Annotated in this window: 19 protein-coding genes, 5 tRNA genes and 1 pseudogene; 6 read left to right on the top strand and 19 right to left on the bottom strand. The window is 69.9% G+C overall.

Annotation, left to right across the window (positions count from 1 at the left end; genetic code table 11):
• Nucleotides 1–283, bottom strand: a pseudogene (locus AOK24_RS35160) (DAK2 domain-containing protein); the annotation flags it as partial.
• 203 nt (nucleotides 284–486) lie between these two features.
• Between AOK24_RS35160 and rpmB the strand changes: the two are divergent.
• Nucleotides 487–672 carry a 50S ribosomal protein L28 gene (gene rpmB / locus AOK24_RS35155; protein ID WP_003973430.1) on the top strand — a complete coding sequence of 62 codons (186 nt, stop codon included), beginning with the start codon at nucleotides 487–489 and terminating at the stop codon, nucleotides 670–672.
• 119 nt (nucleotides 673–791) lie between these two features.
• Here the strand turns inward: rpmB and thiD are convergent, their stop codons facing one another.
• The gene (thiD, locus tag AOK24_RS35150) at nucleotides 792–1,577 is read right to left on the bottom strand and encodes a bifunctional hydroxymethylpyrimidine kinase/phosphomethylpyrimidine kinase (RefSeq protein WP_055724030.1); all 786 of its coding nucleotides are present in this window, start codon (nucleotides 1,575–1,577) and stop codon (nucleotides 792–794) included.
• Nucleotides 1,574–2,536 (bottom strand): thiamine-phosphate kinase, encoded by a 963-nt coding sequence (locus AOK24_RS35145; RefSeq protein ID WP_055724029.1) that lies wholly within the window; start codon nucleotides 2,534–2,536, stop codon nucleotides 1,574–1,576. The genes thiD and AOK24_RS35145 overlap by 4 nt, the downstream gene beginning before the upstream one ends.
• Nucleotides 2,537–2,733: 197 nt before the next feature.
• On the opposite strand from AOK24_RS35145, the gene AOK24_RS35140 reads away from it, so the two are divergent.
• Together AOK24_RS35140 and AOK24_RS35135 are read left to right on the top strand one after the other, a co-directional pair.
• A complete protein-coding gene (locus AOK24_RS35140) occupies nucleotides 2,734–2,967 on the top strand; it encodes an Lrp/AsnC family transcriptional regulator (protein WP_050369289.1) in 234 nt (77 codons plus the stop codon).
• A 20-nt stretch (nucleotides 2,968–2,987) separates the two neighbouring features.
• Nucleotides 2,988–3,470, top strand: coding sequence for a DUF3515 domain-containing protein (locus AOK24_RS35135; RefSeq protein ID WP_055724028.1), 483 nt, complete (start codon nucleotides 2,988–2,990; stop codon nucleotides 3,468–3,470).
• Nucleotides 3,471–3,577: 107 nt separating this feature from the next.
• On the opposite strand, the gene AOK24_RS35130 is transcribed toward AOK24_RS35135, so the two are convergent.
• The 3 genes from AOK24_RS35130 to AOK24_RS35120 all read right to left on the bottom strand — a co-directional run bounded on the left by AOK24_RS35130 (nucleotide 3,578) and on the right by AOK24_RS35120 (nucleotide 6,809).
• Nucleotides 3,578–4,732: a D-alanine--D-alanine ligase family protein gene (locus AOK24_RS35130; RefSeq protein WP_055724027.1), complete on the bottom strand. Its 1,155-nt coding sequence runs from the start codon at nucleotides 4,730–4,732 to the stop codon at nucleotides 3,578–3,580.
• 305 nt (nucleotides 4,733–5,037) lie between these two features.
• Nucleotides 5,038–6,048 (bottom strand): NAD(P)H-dependent glycerol-3-phosphate dehydrogenase, encoded by a 1,011-nt coding sequence (locus AOK24_RS35125; protein ID WP_055724026.1) that lies wholly within the window; start codon nucleotides 6,046–6,048, stop codon nucleotides 5,038–5,040.
• On the bottom strand, nucleotides 6,045–6,809 hold the full coding sequence (locus AOK24_RS35120; RefSeq protein ID WP_055724025.1) for a lysophospholipid acyltransferase family protein: 765 nt from the start codon (nucleotides 6,807–6,809) through the stop codon (nucleotides 6,045–6,047). Before AOK24_RS35120 ends, AOK24_RS35125 begins: the two co-directional genes overlap by 4 nt.
• A gap of 199 nt (nucleotides 6,810–7,008) precedes the next feature.
• On the opposite strand from AOK24_RS35120, the gene cofC reads away from it, so the two are divergent.
• Entirely contained in the window at nucleotides 7,009–7,647 is a 639-nt protein-coding gene (cofC, locus tag AOK24_RS35115; protein WP_055724024.1) for a 2-phospho-L-lactate guanylyltransferase, read from the top strand.
• Nucleotides 7,648–7,668: 21 nt separating this feature from the next.
• Nucleotides 7,669–7,872 (top strand): hypothetical protein, encoded by a 204-nt coding sequence (locus AOK24_RS35110; RefSeq protein WP_055724023.1) that lies wholly within the window; start codon nucleotides 7,669–7,671, stop codon nucleotides 7,870–7,872.
• Nucleotides 7,873–7,957: 85 nt separating this feature from the next.
• Here the strand turns inward: AOK24_RS35110 and AOK24_RS35105 are convergent, their stop codons facing one another.
• From AOK24_RS35105 to leuC, 4 genes are all read right to left on the bottom strand, one after another.
• Nucleotides 7,958–8,539: an HU family DNA-binding protein gene (locus AOK24_RS35105; RefSeq protein WP_055724022.1), complete on the bottom strand. Its 582-nt coding sequence runs from the start codon at nucleotides 8,537–8,539 to the stop codon at nucleotides 7,958–7,960.
• 136 nt (nucleotides 8,540–8,675) lie between these two features.
• Nucleotides 8,676–8,906 carry an SCO5555 family protein gene (locus AOK24_RS35100; RefSeq protein WP_050369283.1) on the bottom strand — a complete coding sequence of 77 codons (231 nt, stop codon included), beginning with the start codon at nucleotides 8,904–8,906 and terminating at the stop codon, nucleotides 8,676–8,678.
• Nucleotides 8,907–9,159: 253 nt separating this feature from the next.
• Entirely contained in the window at nucleotides 9,160–9,753 is a 594-nt protein-coding gene (leuD, locus tag AOK24_RS35095) for a 3-isopropylmalate dehydratase small subunit (protein ID WP_055724021.1), read from the bottom strand.
• 5 nt (nucleotides 9,754–9,758) lie between these two features.
• Nucleotides 9,759–11,183 (bottom strand): 3-isopropylmalate dehydratase large subunit, encoded by a 1,425-nt coding sequence (gene leuC / locus AOK24_RS35090; protein ID WP_055724020.1) that lies wholly within the window; start codon nucleotides 11,181–11,183, stop codon nucleotides 9,759–9,761.
• A 185-nt stretch (nucleotides 11,184–11,368) separates the two neighbouring features.
• On the opposite strand from leuC, the gene ndgR reads away from it, so the two are divergent.
• A complete protein-coding gene (gene ndgR / locus AOK24_RS35085; protein ID WP_007384919.1) occupies nucleotides 11,369–12,085 on the top strand; it encodes an IclR family transcriptional regulator NdgR in 717 nt (238 codons plus the stop codon).
• Between the two features lie 124 nt (nucleotides 12,086–12,209).
• Here the strand turns inward: ndgR and AOK24_RS35080 are convergent.
• From AOK24_RS35080 to AOK24_RS35040, 9 genes are all read right to left on the bottom strand, one after another.
• Nucleotides 12,210–12,282 (bottom strand) — tRNA-Glu (locus AOK24_RS35080).
• Nucleotides 12,283–12,286: 4 nt separating this feature from the next.
• A tRNA-Gln gene (locus AOK24_RS35075) sits at nucleotides 12,287–12,358 on the bottom strand.
• A 21-nt stretch (nucleotides 12,359–12,379) separates the two neighbouring features.
• Nucleotides 12,380–12,452: transfer RNA gene (locus tag AOK24_RS35070), tRNA-Glu, on the bottom strand.
• Nucleotides 12,453–12,483: 31 nt separating this feature from the next.
• Nucleotides 12,484–12,556: transfer RNA gene (locus tag AOK24_RS35065), tRNA-Glu, on the bottom strand.
• A 25-nt stretch (nucleotides 12,557–12,581) separates the two neighbouring features.
• Nucleotides 12,582–12,653 (bottom strand) — tRNA-Gln (locus tag AOK24_RS35060).
• Nucleotides 12,654–12,747: 94 nt separating this feature from the next.
• On the bottom strand, nucleotides 12,748–13,479 hold the full coding sequence (locus tag AOK24_RS35055) for an HAD family hydrolase (RefSeq protein WP_079057151.1): 732 nt from the start codon (nucleotides 13,477–13,479) through the stop codon (nucleotides 12,748–12,750).
• 69 nt (nucleotides 13,480–13,548) lie between these two features.
• Complete coding sequence (gene gltX, locus AOK24_RS35050) at nucleotides 13,549–15,033, bottom strand: glutamate--tRNA ligase (protein ID WP_055724018.1); 1,485 nt, start codon at nucleotides 15,031–15,033, stop codon at nucleotides 13,549–13,551.
• Nucleotides 15,017–15,793: a fumarylacetoacetate hydrolase family protein gene (locus tag AOK24_RS35045; protein WP_055724031.1), complete on the bottom strand. Its 777-nt coding sequence runs from the start codon at nucleotides 15,791–15,793 to the stop codon at nucleotides 15,017–15,019. The genes gltX and AOK24_RS35045 overlap by 17 nt, the downstream gene beginning before the upstream one ends.
• 130 nt (nucleotides 15,794–15,923) lie before the next feature.
• Nucleotides 15,924–16,091, bottom strand: coding sequence for a hypothetical protein (locus AOK24_RS35040; RefSeq protein WP_420876716.1), 168 nt, complete (start codon nucleotides 16,089–16,091; stop codon nucleotides 15,924–15,926).
• Nucleotides 16,092–16,818: the final 727 nt, after the last annotated feature.

The raw sequence follows: 16,818 nt of genomic DNA, 5'->3' as shown, positions 1-16,818 counted from the left end.
ACGCGATGGCGCACGGCGCGCCTATGAGCGCGCCGTGCGCCATCGCGTGCGCGGCGTCGGCGAGGGAGGGCGCGCCGGGTTCGTGGGCCGCGAACACGGCCTCCACGGCGGTCGCCGCCGATTCGAGCGTCAGGTACAGGTTGGTGCCGGTGTCGCCGTCCGCGACGGGGTAGACGTTGATCGCGTCGATCTCCTCGCGGGCCCCGCCGAGGGCGGCCAGCGCGAGGCCGCACCAGGTGCGCACCGCGAGAGCATCGAGGAATGTCTGCGGCACCTGCGCCACCTGCGCCTCCCTGAGCTGCTGGATTGGACGCAGCGTAGACCGATCGTGGTAGTTTCGTTCAACGGGAGCGGTCGTTGTATGCTGCTCCGGTTGCCCGATCCCGATCGGGCCATTCCCCCGGCACCGCCACTTCCAGATCCTCGATCTCGATCCCGGCATGCCGGGATCATCCGTAAGTGCATCTGAAGTCTTTGGAGTGACCGGTGGCTGCTAACTGCGACGTCTGCGGCAAGGGTCCGGGCTTCGGCAACAACATCTCGCACTCGCACCGCCGTACGTCCCGTCGCTGGAACCCGAACATCCAGCGCGTCCGTACCGTGGTCAGCGGGACGCCGAAGCGCGTGAACGCCTGCACCTCGTGCATCAAGGCCGGCAAGGTTTCGCGCTGACGCTTCGCCGCTGAGCGCGTGGCCACTGCTGGTCCGCCGCATGGAGCCGATCCACTTTCGGGTGGATCGGCTTTTTGCACATCTCCTTCCTTTTTTGCACGTCTACCTTTTTTGCCCGTCTACGTCCTGATACGCCAGCCGTGATCCACCGGCCCGATCCCCCCGCCGAGCGCGAACCCGCCGCGGATCGCCCCGGTGACGTACTCCTTGGCCGCCGTCACCGCCTCCGGTACGGCCAGCCCCTTCGCCAGCCCTGACGCGATCGCCGACGCCAGCGTGCACCCCGTCCCGTGGGTGTGGCGGTTGTCGTACCGGGGGGCGCGCAGCCAGTGCTCCTCGCTCCCGTCCGTCAGCAGGTCCACGGCGTCCCCGGGCAGGTGCCCGCCCTTGATCAGCGCCCACCGCGGCCCGTACGCCAGCACGGCCGCCGCCGCCTCCCGCATCCCCGCCTCCGTCTCGACGCGTACGCCGGTGATCTGGAACACCTCGTCGAGGTTGGGGGTGGCGAGCGTGGCCGCCGGGAGGAGCCGGTGGCGTACGGCGTCGAGGGCCGAGGCGGCGAGGAGGGAGTCGCCGTGCTTGGAGACGCCGACCGGATCGACGACGGCGGGTGCGCCGGTCGTCGTCAGCAGCTCGGCGACCGTCTCGACGAGTCCGGCCGAGGACAGCATGCCGGTCTTGACCGCCTGGACGCCGATGTCGTCGACGACGCTGCGGTACTGGGCGCGGACCGCCTCGGCGGGGAGTTCCCAGGCGCCCTGCACGCCCAGGGAGTTCTGCGCGGTGACGGCGGTCACGACGCTCATGCCGTGCACGCCGAGCGCGAGCATCGTCTTCAGGTCGGCCTGGATGCCGGCGCCGCCGCCGGAGTCGGAGCCGGCGACGGTCAGGACGCGGGGGATCACTCGACGTCCCCGAAGTGGTCCCAGCCGCCCTGCCGGGTCCAGGGCGCGCCGTCGACGGTCACCTGGGGCAGCGCTGAGGGGCCCAGCACCTCGCCGATGACCTTCCAGCGGGCGGGGAGTTTCACGTCCGGCGGGAACGTCGCGACGATCGCGTGGTCCTCGCCGCCGGTCAGCACCCACTGGATGGGGTCGACGCCGACCGCGTGGCCGATGTCGTTCATCTGCGTGGGGATGTCGATGGACTCGGAGCGGATGTCGATGCGGACCTTGCTGGCCTCGGCGATGTGTCCGAGGTCGGCGATCAGGCCGTCGCTGACGTCGCACATCGCGGTCGCGCCGAGCCGGGCCGCCGCCGGACCCGCGTGGTAGGGCGGCTCCGGGCGGCGGTGGGCCTCCACGAAGGCGCGCGGCGAGCGGAAGCCCCGCGCGAGGACCGCGTACCCGGCCGCCGACCAGCCCAGCCAGCCCGTCACGGCGACCAGGTCGCCGGGTTTCGCGCCGCCCCGGGTGATCGGCTCCTGGCCGCGCAGGTCGCCGAGCGCGGTGATCGACACCATGATCGTGTCGCCGCGTACGACGTCCCCGCCGACCACGGAGGCGCCCGCGACCTGGCACTCGTCCCGCAGTCCGTCCATCAGCTCGGTCGGCCAGGTCACCGGGAGTTCCGCCGGGACGACGAGGCCGAGCAGCAGCGCGGTCGGTACGGCGCCCATCGCGGCGATGTCGGCGAGGTTCTGGGCGGCGGCCTTGCGGCCCACGTCGTAGGCGGTGGACCAGTCCCGGCGGAAGTGCCGGCCCTCCAGCAGGATGTCCGTGCTGGCCACGACCCTGCGGTCGGGCGCGGCGACCACCGCGGCGTCGTCCCCCGGGCCGACGCGGACCGCCGGGGTGGTGGTGAGCCGGGAGGTGAGCTCACGGATGAGCCCGAACTCGCCCAGCTCGCCGACAGTGCCCTTCATCGCCCTGGAGCCCCTTCTGTGCCTGCCCGCGCCCGGTCGCGCGGGGCCAGTGTCCTCGATACGGTCGAGTCAGCCGTCAACGTCTGTCCCGCCGGCGCCCCGGCGCGGGGGCCGTGGGTCTCCCCCCGGCACGCGGCGACGCGATACCGTGGCGTTCCTTTTCCCCACATGATCCTCGTGGCCGCCCTGGAGGTTCCGTGGTACAGGCGTACATCCTGATCCAGACGGAGGTCGGCAAGGCGTCGACCGTCGCCGAGACGATCGGAGCGATCCCTGGCGTCGTCCAGGCCGAGGACGTGACGGGGCCGTACGACGTGATCGTGCGGGCCCAGGCGGACACGGTCGACGACCTCGGGCGGATGGTGGTCGCCAAGGTGCAGCAGGTGGAGGGGATCACCCGGACCCTGACCTGCCCCGTCGTCCATCTGTAGCCCCCGTCTACCCTTGGCCGGTGAACTTCTTCCGTCACCGGCTCAGTGGTCTGTCCGCCCTCGTCGTGCTGTGTGCCGCCGCCGGCTGCTCATCGGCAGACGACAGCGCGTCGACCGTGGTTCCCAGTCCGTCCGCGAAAGCCGCGGAGATCTGCGGGAAGCTGGACGCCGCGCTGCCGGCGACGGTGGACGGACTGCGGCGCCGGGACCCCGAGCCCGCGTCACCGCTGACCGCGGGCTGGGGAGACCCGGCGATCATACTGCGGTGCGGTGTCGTGAAGCCGCCGAAGATGGACGACAAGAACGCGGACGCCGGTGAGGCCGACGGGGTCGGCTGGCTGGTCGAGAAACAGGACAACGGCACGGTGCGCTTCACGAGCGCGCTGCGGGTGGTCTACATCGAGGTGACGCTGCCCAAGTCGCGGGCGGCGGAGGGGATGTCGCCGCTGATCGACTTGGCGCCGGCTGTGAAGAAGACCGTGCCGGAAGGGATTGCCGACTAAGCGCCGCAGGGGTGTTGGCTGTGTGTCGAGTGCGGCGCCATTGTGGCCGTTCGCGCCCACGCAGCGGTAGCCGCAGGTCGATGCAGCCCCGCGCCCCTGAAGTGCGTCTACCGGAGGCCCGTTGAGCGGCGCAGGGCCGCTTGGATGAGCCTGTCCACCAGCTCGCCGTATGCGACCCCCGTCTCCTCCCACATCTTCGGGTACATGGAGATCGGCGTGAAGCCGGGCATCGTGTTGATCTCGTTGATGACGAACTCGCCGTCCTCGGTGAGGAAGAAGTCCGCGCGGACCAGGCCCTCGCAGGACGCCGCGTCGAAGGCCTGGACGGCCAACTCGCGCACCTCGGCGGTCTGTTCGGGGGTCAGGGGGGCCGGGACGATGCCGGGGACCGAGTCGATGTACTTGGACTCGAAGTCGTAGTAGGCGTGCGCGGACGGGATCTCGGCGGGGACCGAGGCACGGGGGCCGTCCTCGAACTCCAGGACGCCGCACTCGATCTCGCGGCCCTTGACGGCGGCCTCGACCAGGATCTTCGGGTCGTGGCGCTGCGCCTCGGCGATGGCCTCGTCGAGCCCGGAGGCGTCGTCGACCTTCGTGATGCCGATGGAGGAGCCGGCCCGGGCGGGCTTCACGAACAGCGGCCAGCCGTGGTCCGCCGCGAACCCGGCGATCCGCTTGCGGGCCCCGGACTCGTCCTGCGCCCACTCGCGGGGCCGGATCACCAGGTAGGGGCCGACGGCGAGGCCGAAGGAGGTGAAGACGCGCTTCATGTACTCCTTGTCCTGGCCGACGGCGGACGCGAGCACCCCGGAGCCGACGTACGGGACACCGGACAGCTCCAGCATCCCCTGGAGCGTGCCGTCCTCGCCGTAGGGGCCGTGCAGCACCGGGAAGACGACGTCGACCTCGCCGAGCGCCTTCGGCACGGATCCCGGTTCGCTGTAGACGACTTCGCGGTTCGCGGGGTCCAGCGGGAGCACCACACCGCCGTCGCCGCCCTCCGCGAGGTCGGCGACCTCGGGCGTACGGCGCTCCTCGATCGCCATCCGCTCCGGCGCGTCCGCCGTGAGCATCCAGCGGCCCTCCCGGGTGATGCCGATCGGCAGCACGTCGTACTTGTCCCGGTCGAGAGCCCGCAGCACGGCGCCCGCGGTCACCACGGAGATCCCGTGCTCGGAACTGCGCCCGCCGAACACGACGGCCACACGCGGCTTGCGAGCGGGTTGCGGCTGGGGGCTCTGGGGAAGGTTCTCGGTGCTCATATCGCGACGAGAGTACCCGTTGGTAGTCCACGAGTCAGCGTCCACCACCCCGCGGTCGCTGAGCGTCGCGGGCCGTTCGCGGTACGTCGCGCCGCGCCCCTCCGAACTCCCGCTACGCCTAGGGTCTGTCCGGCGGATCAGGCTGCACGAGAGTGACGGTTCCGTATCGGTGCCGGTGAGCGGGGTCTGGTGCGTGCAGCTGCAAGGCGGAGGAGGGAGTCGACGCGGAGCGTCGGCGACCGACGACAACGCCGCAGATGTGCGTGCCAGACCCCGCGACCGCAGCCTGATCCGCCGGACAGGCCCTAGCGGCGTTCCGGCTTCGCGCTGCGGGACATCAGTTCCTTCAGCGCCACGACCGGCGGCTTCGCCTCGTGGACGATGTCGACGACCGTCTCCGTGATGGGCATGTCGACGCCGTGGCGGTGGGCGAGGTCGAGGACGGACTGGCAGGACTTGACGCCCTCGGCGGTCTGCTTGGTGACCGCGATGGTCTCCTGGAGGGTCATGCCCTTGCCGAGGTTGGTGCCGAAGGTGTGGTTGCGGGAGAGCGGCGAGGAGCACGTGGCGACGAGGTCGCCGAGGCCCGCGAGCCCGGCGAAGGTCAGCGGGTCGGCGCCCATGGCGAGGCCGAGCCGTGTCGTCTCCGCGAGGCCGCGCGTGATGAGCGAGCCCTTCGCGTTGTCGCCGAGTCCCATGCCGTCGGCGATGCCGACCGCGAGGCCGATGACGTTCTTGACGGCGCCGCCGAGTTCGCAGCCGACCACGTCCGTGTTGGTGTAGGGCCGGAAGTACGGCGTGTGGCAGGCGAGTTGGAGGCGCTGGGCGACGGCCTCGTCGGTGGCGGCGACGACGGCGGCGGCCGGCATCCGGGAGGCGATCTCGCGCGCGAGGTTGGGCCCGGTGACGACGGCGATGCGCTCGGCGGCGACCTTGGTGACGTCCTGGATGACCTCGCTCATGCGCATGGTCGTGCCGAGTTCGACGCCCTTCATGAGGGAGACGAGGACCGTGTCGGGCGCCAACAGGGGCGTCCAGGCGGCCAAGTTGGCGCGCAGCGTCTGCGAGGGCACCGACAGGACGGTGAAGTCGGCGCCGGCCATGGCCTCGGCGGGGTCGGTCGTCGCCCGTACCCGCGTGGGGAGTTCGAGGCCGGGGAAGTAATCGGGGTTCTGCCGCGCCGAGTTGATGGCGTCGGCGACCTCGGGGCGCCGCGCCCACAACGTGACCTCGCAGCCCGCGTCCGCGAGGACCACGGCGAACGCCGTCCCCCATGAACCTGCGCTGAGGACTGCCGCCTTGACGGGCTCGCTCACTTGCCGATCTCTCCTTCGTGGCCGTGCTGCGCCTCGGTACGGCGCCGCTGCTCGATCCGCTCCCGGCGCGGATCGTACGGCGTCTCGGGCGCCTTCTCGCCCCGGATCTCCTCCAGTTGGCGTGTGACGGCGGCCATGATGACCTCGGTGACCTCCTTGAGGAGGTCGGGGGTCATCTCCTTGCCGTAGTACGCCGAGAGGTCCAACGGCGGCCCGGCGAGCACGTGATGGGTCTTGCGCGGGAACAACTCGGGCTTCTTCGCGTACGGCGGCAGCACTTCGTTGACGCCCCACTGCGCGATCGGCACGACGGGGCAGCGCGTCTCCAGCGCCACGCGCGCGGCGCCGGTCTTGCCGGTCATGGGCCAGCCGTCGGGGTCGCGGGTGAGCGTGCCCTCGGGGTAGAACACCACGCACTCGCCGCGTTCCACGGCCTCCACGGCGCCCCGGAAGGCGCTGAGGGCGTCGGTGGACTCGCGGTAGACGGGGACCTGGCCCGTGTTCCGCATCCAGGCGCCGACGATTCCCTTCTTGAAAAGGGCGCTCTTCGCCAGGAATCGCGGCATACGCCCGCTGTTGTACTGGAAGTGCGCGTACGCGAAGGGATCGACGTAGGAATTGTGGTTCACCGCGGTGATAAATCCGCCCTCGGCCGGAATGTGCTCCATTCCGCGCCAGTCCCGCTTGAGGAGAGGCACCAGCAGTGGTTTGCAGATCACCGCGGCGAAGCGGTACCAGAAGCCGATTCTGCGGCGGGGCACGCGGACACCTACCTCTTCCTCCAGGAGCCAGGACTTCCCAGGGCCTGTTCCAAGTCGTTCCGGCGGCCGGGAGCCGCACAAGTGTGGCCCCGGCAGGCCGGTCTGTCGAGAACACCGTACGCCCCGAAGGAAGAACCGCCAGATGGGCAAGGTTGCAGCCGGGTGACAATGACCGCGACGAGCAAGGGACGGTAAGCCGGTGCAGTGGACGTTGGTCATCCCCCTGAAACCCCTCGCGCGGGCCAAGAGCAGGCTGTCGGACACGGCCGGCGACGGGGTGCGGCCGGCTCTCGCGCTGGCCTTCGCGCAGGACACGGTGGCCGCGGCGCTGGCCTCGGCGGCCGTACGGGATGTGGCGGTCGTCACGGACGACCCGCTGGCCGGGCGCGAACTCGGGGCACTGGGCGCCCGGATCGTCCCCGACACCCCGCGCGCGGGCCTGAACGCGGCTCTGGCGCACGGGGAGAGCGCCGTACGCGCTGTGCGCCCGAAAACGGCTCTCGCGGCCCTGAACGCCGATCTCCCGGCTTTGCGGCCCGGTGAATTGACGCGGGTCCTGGACGCCGCCGCTGAATTCCCCCGCGCATTTCTGCCGGATGCTGCGGGCATCGGCACGACTTTGCTCGCCGCGACTCCGGAGCATCCCCTGCTCCCCGCATTCGGCCCGGATTCCCGCCTCCTGCACCGCGCCTCGGGAGCGGCCGAACTCCTCCTGCCCGCCGTCGACTCGGTCCGCCAGGACGTCGACACCGGCGAGGACCTGCGCGCGGCCCTCACCCTGGGCGTCGGCCCGCGCACCACCACCGCGACCACCCGCCTCCTGACCCCCGGCCAATGACCCGGCCAGTAAGCTGCCCCCATGCAGGCGACGGCTTACACCTACGACCCCGAGACCCGCACCGGCCAGGTCCTCCTGGACGACGGCACCCCGCTCCCCTTCGGCGCGGAGGCGTTCGACGCGGGCGGCCTGCGGCTGCTTCGGGTGGGCCAGCGGGTGCGCATCGAGACGCAGGGGACCGGCGAGGCCCTGCACATCACCCTGGTGACGCTCCAGACCTTCTGAGAGAGCCCCCGAACACACCGCGGGCCGGACTCCACAGGGGGTGGAAGTCCGGCCCGACGCGTGAGTACCGCCGTCAGTCCCGCGCCTAGCTGGCCGCCGTCTTCTTCGCGGTGGTCTTGCGAGCGGCCGACTTCTTGGCCGGGGCCTTCTTCGCCGGGGCCTTCTTGGCGACGGCCTTCTTCGCGGTGGCCTTCTTGGCCGTCGTCTTCTTGGCGGCGGCGGTCTTGGCGGTGGCCGCCTTCTTCGCCGGCGCGGCCTTCTTCGCGGCGGCGGTCGCCTTCTTGGCCGGGGCGGCCTTCTTCGCCGCCGCCTTCTTGACCGTCGCCGAAGCGGTGCCGCTCAGGCTGCCCTTGGGCGCCTTCTTGACCGCGACGTCGTTCTTGGGGAGCTTCTTCGAGCCGCTCACCAGGTCCTTGAAACCCTGGCCCGCACGGAAGCGCGGGACGGAGGTCTTCTTGACCCGGACCCGCTCGCCCGTCTGGGGGTTGCGGGCGTACCGCGCCGGGCGGTCGACCTTCTCGAACGAACCGAAGCCGGTGACCGAGACCCGGTCCCCCGCGACGACCGCGCGGACGATGGCGTCCAGAACCGCGTCGACCGCCTCGGCGGCGTTCTGACGGCCGCCGACCTTGTCGGCAATCGCTTCTACGAGCTGCGCCTTGTTCACGTCTTCCCCTTCGGAGACATTGCTGGAACGAAAGTGTCCAGGCTTTTTCGCACGTTAGGCAGATGTATACCGCAAATCAAACACGAAACGGGCTTATCACCCTTGTGCCGCAACGGACTCGACCGCATTGGGCCGTTCAGCGTTCCTCGCCGGGGATTCGCCCCTCGTCGAGATCCGCCATGAACAGCTCCAGCCGCCTTGCCGCGTCGGCGAGATCGTGCTTGGCCGCGGCCGTAATGACCAGCAGCTTCCGGGTCAGCGCCATCCGTACGCCCTCCGGGACTTGCAGTGCGCGCACCCTTCTGTGCGCTTCCTTGAGCTGGTCCGCGACGGCCTGGTAGAGCGTGAGTTGGCCGTCGTGTTCCATGCACAGATTGTGCCATCTGGGGCGAGTTGTCGCCCGCCAGGGGTGCAACTGCCGCCTCAAACAGTCGTCCGAGCACTGTTGGACGTCGTGTCCACAGCGGTCGCGTACCCAGTCAACCACCCCTTTAACGTGGGAAGTTGGGAAGATTTCGAGGAGATGTGCGGGGCCGAACGGGTGCAGAAAACGCCGTACCCCCGATCGGACGGATCGGGGGTACGGCGTGGCTCTGGGTGGCCGAAACTCGCTCTGGCGCTCAGACCTGGAGCGTGCGCGGCTTGTACGAGGGGCGCTTCGCCTCGTACGCCGCGATGTCGGCCTCGTTCTGGAGGGTGATGGAGATGTCGTCCAGCCCGTTCAGCAGCCGCCAGCGGGAGTTCTCGTCCAGCTCGAAGGGGGCGGTGACGCCCTCGGCACGGACCTCCAGGGCCTCCAGGTCGACGGTGATCTCGGCCTGCGGGTCGCTCTCCACGAGCTCCCACAGCGCGTCCACGGTCGACTGGTCGAGGATGACCGTCAGCAGGCCGTTCTTCAGGGAGTTGCCGCGGAAGATGTCGGCGAAGCGGGACGAGATGACCGTCTTGAAGCCGTAGTTCTGGAGCGCCCACACCGCGTGCTCGCGCGAGGAGCCGGTGCCGAAGTCGGGGCCGGCCACCAGGACGGTCGCGCCCTCGCGCTCGGGCCGGTTGAGGACGAACTCCGGGTCCTTGCGCCACGCCTCGAAGAGCCCGTCCTCGAAGCCGTCCCGCGTCACCTTCTTGAGCCAGTGGGCGGGGATGATCTGGTCGGTGTCGACGTTGGAGCGGCGCAGCGGGACGGCCCGGCCGGTGTGCGTGGTGAATGCTTCCATGGCTCTCAGACTCCAGCGGGCGCGGTTGCGTCGGTCAGGTCGGCGGGCGAGGCCAGGTGGCCCAGGACAGCGGTCGCGGCGGCGACCTGCGGCGAGACCAGGTGCGTACGGCCGCCCTTGCCCTGCCTGCCCTCGAAGTTGCGGTTGGAGGTGGACGCGGAGCGCTCACCGGGGGCGAGTTGGTCGGGGTTCATGCCCAGACACATCGAGCAGCCCGCGTGCCGCCACTCGGCGCCGGCCTCCTTGAACACGACGTCCAGACCCTCGGAGACGGCCTGGAGGCCCACGCGCGCGGAGCCCGGGACGACCAGCATCCGTACGCCGTCGGCGACTTTGCGGCCCTTGACGAGTTCGGCGGCGGCGCGCAGGTCCTCGATGCGGCCGTTGGTGCACGACCCTACGAAGACGGTGTCCACCTTGATGGAGCGCAGCGGCTGTCCGGCCGCCAACCCCATGTATTCCAGGGCCTTTTCGGCGGCGAGGCGCTCCGAGGCGTCCTCGTACGAAGCCGGGTCGGGGACGTTCGCCGAAAGGGGCGCGCCCTGGCCGGGGTTGGTGCCCCAGGTGACGAACGGGGAGAGTTCCTCGGCCTTGATGACGACCTCGGCGTCGAACTCGGCGTCGTCGTCGGTCTTCAGGGTCTTCCAGTACGCGACCGCGGCGTCCCAGTCGTCGCCCTCGGGCGCGTGCGCGCGGCCCTTGAGGTAGGCGAACGTCGTCTCGTCGGGGGCGATCATGCCCGCGCGGGCGCCGGCCTCGATGGACATGTTGCAGATGGTCATCCGGGCCTCCATCGAGAGCTTCTCGATGGCGGAGCCGCGGTACTCCAGGACGTAGCCCTGGCCGCCGCCGGTGCCGATCTTCGCGATGATCGCGAGGATCAGGTCCTTGGCGGTGACGCCGTCGGGCAGGTCGCCGTCGACCGTGATGGCCATGGTCTTCGGGCGGGCCAGCGGCAGCGTCTGGGTGGCCAGCACGTGCTCCACCTGGGAGGTGCCGATCCCGAACGCGAGCCCGCCGAAGGCGCCGTGCGTGGAGGTGTGGGAGTCGCCGCAGACGACCGTCATGCCGGGCTGGGTGAGACCGAGCTGGGGGCCGACGACGTGGACGACGCCCTGCTCGACGTCGCCGAGGGGGTGCAGGCGGACACCGAACTCCGCGGCGTTCTTGCGCAGGGTCTCCAGCTGGACCCGGGAGACCGGGTCGGCGATGGGCTTGTCGATGTCGAGGGTCGGGGTGTTGTGGTCCTCGGTGGCGATGGTCAGGTCGAGGCGGCGGACCTGGCGGCCGTTCTGACGCAGCCCGTCGAACGCCTGCGGACTGGTCACCTCGTGCAGCAGGTGCAGATCGATGAAGAGAAGGTCGGGCTCGCCCTCGGCGCGCCGGACGACATGGTCGTCCCAGACCTTCTCCGCGAGTGTCCTACCCATCGCTTTCCCTCCGGCCGGACAGGTGGTGTCCCGGCGCTACTAGAGATCTCGGAAGCGGCGCCCGCCCCTGTTCCGGGCACCCGCCACCGCGCCCGTTCGGTCAGCGGGCGCTGTAGGTCCCAGGGTTGCGCGTCTCACGGGAAAATGAACTTGCGTTTCACAGAGTGAGACGGGAGTATCGTTGCATGGACAACAGTAGCGGCGTCGGCGTTCTGGACAAGGCAGCCCTTGTCCTGAGCGCCCTGGAGTCCGGACCCGCGACCCTGGCAGGACTGGTCGCGGCCACCGGACTGGCTCGACCCACGGCCCACCGGCTGGCCGTGGCCCTGGAACACCACCGCATGGTCGCCCGCGACATGCAGGGCCGGTTCATTCTCGGCCCGCGTCTCGCGGAGCTGGCGGCGGCGGCCGGCGAGGACCGCCTCCTGGCGACCGCGGGCCCCGTGCTCACGCACCTGCGGGACATCACGGGCGAGAGCGCCCAGCTCTACCGGCGCCAGGGTGACATGCGGATCTGTGTGGCCGCCGCCGAGCGGCTGTCCGGACTGCGGGACACGGTACCGGTGGGCTCCACGCTCACGATGAAGGCCGGTTCCTCCGCGCAGATCCTCATGGCCTGGGAGGAGCCCGAGCGCCTCCACCGCGGCCTCCAGGGCGCCCGCTTCACGGCGACGGCCCTCTCGGGCGTACGGCGCCGGGGCTGGGCCCAGTCCATCGGCGAGCGCGAGCCGGGCGTCGCCTCGGTCTCGGCGCCGGTGCGCGGCCCCTCGAACCGCGTCGTGGCCGCCGTCTCCGTCTCGGGCCCGATCGAGCGCCTGACCCGCCACCCCGGCCGTATGCACGCGCAGGCCGTGATCGACGCGGCGGCCCGCCTCTCCGAGGCGCTGCGCAGAACGGGCTGACGCCCGCGAGAAGCTCCCGCGACAAGGGCCGGCCTCAACGCCGCGGCAGGCCCTTCCTCCCCCACTGACCTGCGGGAACACGAAAAAGCCACCCGCCTCTACTGAGGTGGGTGGCTTCTTTCTGTACCCCCGACCGGATTCGAACCGGCGCTACTGCCGTGAGAGGGCAGCGTGCTAGGCCGCTACACAACGGGGGCGAAGCTGGTCTACCTGGACTCGAACCAAGACTAACTGAACCAGAATCAGTCGTGCTGCCAATTACACCATAGACCAATGTTGGTTTAGACCAGTCAGTACCCCCGACCGGATTCGAACCGGCGCTACTGCCGTGAGAGGGCAGCGTGCTAGGCCGCTACACAACGGGGGCCCTAGCAGTCCCGACACAAGATCGGAACCAGTACCCCCGACCGGATTCGAACCGGCGCTACTGCCGTGAGAGGGCAGCGTGCTAGGCCGCTACACAACGGGGGCGATGCAGATTTTGAGCTTCTGCAAGCTGGCCTACCTGGACTCGAACCAAGACTAACTGAACCAGAATCAGTCGTGCTGCCAATTACACCATAGGCCACTGGAACGCAATCCCGATCAAGGATCTTGTTCTAGCTGTGCTCCCCCGGGTCTCTCGGCCTTTCGGCCCGCTCCCCGGCGGCGCAGAAAGAACATTACCCGAAGGTGGACGGGGCTCCAAAACGGGTATCCGCGCCGAGCAGCGCGGGGAGTTCGGCGAGGCTCGCGATCCGGTGCCGGCCGGGCAGCGGGGCGGCGTCCGCGCCGGCGTCGTACCGGTCGATCCAGACGGAGAACAGGCCCGCCTCGGCCGCGCCCCGGCCGTCGATGTCGGGGTGGTCGCCGACGTAGGCGACCTGCTCGGGCGCCAGGGCGAGGGCCTCGCAGGCGGCGAGGAAGGCGCCGGCCTCGGGCTTGGAGACGCCGAGTTCGGCGGCGCAGATGATCGACTCGAAGCGGTCGTGGACGCCGAGGGTGCGCAGCTTGTGGTCCTGGACGTGGATGCTGGAGTTGGAGAGGACGGAGTGCCGGTGGCTGGCCGCGAGGGTGTCGAGGACGGGCAGGACGTCCGGGAAGAGGGTCCAGGCCCGCTCGTAGTGGCCGAGGTAGCGGCCGAACCAGGTGTCGGCCTCGGCGTCGGTGAGCTCCTGGCCCACGAACACCCGGACGCGGTCGCGGCGTTGGCCCTCGAAGGTGGTCTCGCCCGCGGCGAAGCGGGCCCACTGGGCGTCGGTGACCGCGCGCCAGTGGTCGACGGCCTGCTCGGCGTCGGCGTACCCGGCGAGCAGGCCCTCGACCGCCAGGTGGTCCCGCATGCCGAGGCGGTCGGCACTCGTGTAGTCGAAGAGGGTGTCGTCCACGTCCCAGACCACGGCGCGAATGTCCATGATCCGACGGTACCGGGAACGGGCAAGGGCGGCACCCCTGTTCGGATGCCGCCCCGGTGAACTGCCGTGCTACGCCGCGAGCTTGGCGAGGGCCGCGTCGATGCGGGCCAACGACGCCTCCTTGCCGAGGACTTCGAGGGACTCGAAGAGGGGGAGGCCGACCGTGCGGCCGGTGATCGCGACGCGGACGGGGGCCTGCGCCTTGCCGAGCTTGAGGCCGTGGGCCTCGCCGGCCGCGAGGACGGCTTCCTTGAGGGACTCGGGGGACGTCCAGTCGGCCGCCTCCAGCTTCTCGCGGGCCGTGGCGAGAAGGGCGTCGCTGCCGTCCTTCATCGCCTTCGCCCAGGACGCCTCGTCCTCGACGGGCCGCGGGAGGAACAGGAAGTCGACGTTGTCGGTGATCTCCGAGAGGACCTTGAGGCGGGTCTGCGCGTGCGGGGCGATGGCCTGCCACTTCGCCTCGTCGAAGTCCTCCGGCGCCCAGGGCGCGAAGGGGGCCTTCAGCCAGGGGGCGCAGCGCTCGGTGAAGTCCTTCACGTCCAGCATGCGGATGTGGTCGCCGTTGATCGCCTCGCACTTCTTGAGGTCGAAGCGGGCCGGGTTGGGGTTGACGTCCTTGATGTCGAACGCCGCGATCAGCTGGTCCGTCGTGAAGATGTCCTCGTCCGCGGAGAGCGACCAGCCCAGCAGGGAAAGGTAGTTGAGCAGGCCCTCGGGGAGGAAGCCCTTGTCCCGGTAGAGGTTCAGGGACGCCTGCGGGTCGCGCTTGGAGAGCTTCTTGTTGCCCTCGCCCATGACGTACGGGAGGTGCCCGAACGCGGGGGTGGTCTTCGCGACGCCCAGCTCGATCAGCGCCTTGTACAGGGCGATCTGGCGCGGGGTGGAGGACAGGAGGTCCTCGCCGCGCAGGACGTGCGTGATCTCCATCAGCGCGTCGTCGACCGGGTTGACCAGCGTGTACAGGGGGGCGCCGTTGGCGCGGACGATGCCGTAGTCCGGGACGTTCTCGGGGGTGAACGTCAGCTCGCCGCGGACCAGGTCGGTGAACGTGATGGTCTCGTCCGGCATGCGGAAGCGGACGATCGGCTTGCGGCCCTCGGCCTCGTACCGCTCGACCTGCTCCGGGGTGAGGTCGCGGCAGTGGCCGTCGTAGCCGGAGGGCTTGCCGGCGGCGCGGGCGGCGTCGCGGCGGGCGTCCAGTTCCTCGGTGGAGCAGTAGCAGCGGTAGGCGTGGCCGGCGTCCTGGAGCTTCTGGGCGACGTCCTTGTAGAGGTCCATGCGCTGGGACTGGCGGTACGGCGCGTGCGGGCCGCCGATCTCGGGGCCCTCGTCCCAGTCGAAGCCGAGCCAGCGCATCGCGTCGAGGAGCTGGTTGTAGGAGTCCTCGCTGTCGCGGGCCGCGTCCGTGTCCTCGATGCGGAAGACCAGGGTGCCCTGGTGGTGGCGGGCGAAGGCCCAGTTGAACAGGGCCGTGCGGACGAGGCCGACGTGGGGGTTGCCCGTCGGGGAGGGGCAGAAACGTACGCGGACAGGTGCGCTAGTCACGCTTGACAACCTTGTTGGTGAGAGTGCCGATACCTTCGATGGTGACGGCGACCTCGTCGCCGATCGCCAGGGGGCCGACGCCGGCCGGGGTGCCCGTGAGGATGACGTCTCCGGGGAGCAGGGTCATGGCCTCGGTGATGTTGACGATCAGGTCCTCGATGGGGGTGATCATCTCGCTGGTGCGGCCCAGTTGGCGCTGCTGGCCGTTGACCGTGAGCTGGATGGTGAGGTCGCTCGGGTCGAGGTCCGTCTCGATCCAGGGGCCGAGGGGGCAGGACGTGTCGAAGCCCTTGGCGCGCGCCCACTGCTTCTCGCGCTTCTGGACGTCGCGGGCGGTGACGTCGATCGCGCAGGTGTAGCCGAGGATGACGTCCTTGACGCGCTCGCGGGGGACCTCGCGGCACATCCGGCCGATGACGACGGCGAGTTCGGCCTCGTGGTGGACCTCGGAGGAGAAGCCGGGGTACTGGATGGCGTCGCCGTGGCCGATCACCGAGGTGGAGGGCTTGAAGAAGGCGAAGGGGGCGTCCGGGACCTCGTTGCCCAGTTCGCGGGCGTGCTCGGCGTAGTTGCGGCCGAAGGCGACGACCTTGTTGGGGAGCACGGGCGGCAGGAGCCGGACCTTGCTCAGCGGGACCTTGGTCCCGGAGAGTTCGAACTCGGCGAACGGGATGCCCTTGATGATGTCGAGGACGAGTTCGTCGTCCTTGTCACCCTCGACCGCGCCGAACGCGACGTTGCCGTCGATGGAGAACCTGGCGATGCGCACGGGATCCTCGCGCCCCTTTACCTTCTGCTGGCTGGAGTCTGACGCCCCAGGCTAACGCGCGAGACGGCCCCCACCTCGTCCCTTGCGGGGCGGTGGGGGCCGTCTGAGCGTTTCGCGATCTTCCCGCGTACTACTCGGCGGAGACGCTGTTCGGCAGCTCCATGAGGATCGTGCGCCGCGGGTTCGCGGTCTGGGCGGGGAGGTCGACAGAGTGTTCCTGGACCGGGGTCTCCAGCTCGCCGGCGTCCTTCAGGTGGACCAGGGTGGTGCGGCGGGGGTTGGCGGTCTTGCGGGACATGGGCGAGGGCTCCACTGGCTCGTGTCGGATATGCCGAATCTGTAAAGCGTCAGGCTAAACATGGCATTCCCGGGGAAGTCACGGGGGGCCACCCGAGGGCGTGTGAGTTTGCTCACGGAACAGCCGTCAAACCGGTCAATTCAGGCCCGCAAGTGAACGTAACGAATCGGACAATGACCATCTGAAGCTGTCATTCCGCTCCTGATCATGGCGACTGGGACACCTTGATCACTTGAAGGGTTTGTCGGAGTTCGTTCACTTTGGGGCGGATAGAAATCCACGACGGGTGACTCATCTCGTACGCACTGTCACGGATGTCACAGCCCGGCCACCAAACCTTGTTGGAGATCCGGCACTGTGCTGGAATCTCACGGACCGCCGCGGGATCGAGCCGGCGCGCAGGGGGCGCACAGAAGCGCCGAGTGGCGGCGAGATAGGGGGAGCCAGCGCCGGGTCACTCAACGACCATCCCGGGGGGCGCAGTCAGGGCGCCTCTCAAGACGCCGACACCGCCTTGTCCGTTCGTTCGGGAAGGCGCCTGGTCCAGAGGTTGCGACGCTAGTGCAGGGACGATTCAAGAGGGACGGCAGTGCTCCGGCAGGGCCGGAGCCGCGCGGCGGGACTGGAGCGAACACAGTCAGCTCCTCGCCCCAGCACGCCCAGAACCCGGGTCCCGCCCAGGCAGGCGACGGCAAGAGCCGCCCCGGCGCTCCCACCACCCCGGTGA

It is taken from the genome of Streptomyces niveiscabiei, from assembly GCF_001419795.1.
GTDB classification, from domain to species: Bacteria; Actinomycetota; Actinomycetes; order Streptomycetales; family Streptomycetaceae; genus Streptomyces; species Streptomyces niveiscabiei.
This window is presented reverse-complemented; position numbering and strand designations above follow the sequence as displayed.

Coding starts and splice junctions, on each gene's coding strand:
- AOK24_RS35145 (WP_055724029.1), bottom strand. CDS start 2,536: ATGAAGGGCACTGTCGGCGAGCTGGGCGAGTTCGGGCTCATCCGTGAG.
- AOK24_RS35130 (WP_055724027.1), bottom strand. CDS start 4,732: ATGAGCACCGAGAACCTTCCCCAGAGCCCCCAGCCGCAACCCGCTCGC.
- AOK24_RS35110 (WP_055724023.1), top strand. CDS start 7,669: ATGCAGGCGACGGCTTACACCTACGACCCCGAGACCCGCACCGGCCAG.
- AOK24_RS35100 (WP_050369283.1), bottom strand. CDS start 8,906: ATGGAACACGACGGCCAACTCACGCTCTACCAGGCCGTCGCGGACCAG.
- leuD (WP_055724021.1), bottom strand. CDS start 9,753: ATGGAAGCATTCACCACGCACACCGGCCGGGCCGTCCCGCTGCGCCGC.
- leuC (WP_055724020.1), bottom strand. CDS start 11,183: ATGGGTAGGACACTCGCGGAGAAGGTCTGGGACGACCATGTCGTCCGG.
- ndgR (WP_007384919.1), top strand. CDS start 11,369: ATGGACAACAGTAGCGGCGTCGGCGTTCTGGACAAGGCAGCCCTTGTC.
- AOK24_RS35055 (WP_079057151.1), bottom strand. CDS start 13,479: ATGGACATTCGCGCCGTGGTCTGGGACGTGGACGACACCCTCTTCGAC.
- AOK24_RS35040 (WP_420876716.1), bottom strand. CDS start 16,091: ATGTCCCGCAAGACCGCCAACCCCCGCCGCACCACCCTGGTCCACCTG.